General features: G+C 36.4%; 1 protein-coding gene. It reads right to left on the reverse strand.

The annotated features are described in order from the left end of the window. On the reverse strand, positions 1–605 hold a 605-nt coding region (locus P8V03_RS19045; protein WP_318799380.1), incomplete at both ends, for a nucleotide sugar dehydrogenase.

Genomic DNA, 605 nt, shown 5'->3' on the forward strand with positions numbered 1-605 from the left:
GAAGAAACTGTGTAGATTTCTCCCTCAAGTATATTTCTATAAAGAGTAGCTGCTACTTCTGTACATTCAGCAGTACATCCTCCAACTACCTTAGGAGTATTTTTAGTCTTGAATTCTTTATTACCTGGGTCAACTCTTTCTGGTGAGAAAGCTAGGAAGAAATCTTCTCCACACTTTAACCCACTTTCCTCAAGTATTGGTTTTAATACTTCTTCTGTTGTTCCTGGATAAGTAGTACTTTCAAGAACTATAAGCATTCCTCTATGAAGATACTTTGCCACGCTTTTTGTTGAATTTACAACATAGGATATATCTGGCTGTTTGTATAAATCAAGTGGAGTAGGCACACAGATACATACTGTATCTACATCCTTAACAAAGCTGAAATCTGTAGTTGCTCTTAACTTACCTGACTCTACAAGCCCTTTTAGGTCTTCATCAACTACATCACCTATATAGTTATGTCCTTCATTTACCATTTGGACTTTTTGCTCTTGAACATCAAAGCCAATTACTTCATATCCCGCTTTAGCTTTTTCAACTGCAAGGGGAAGTCCTACATATCCTAATCCAACAACACCAAGTTTAGCTGTTTTATTTTCTAG

Origin of the sequence: Clostridium tanneri (assembly GCF_033659955.1) — a bacterium.
In the GTDB taxonomy this organism is placed as follows: domain Bacteria; phylum Bacillota; class Clostridia; order Clostridiales; family Clostridiaceae; genus Clostridium_AM; species Clostridium_AM tanneri.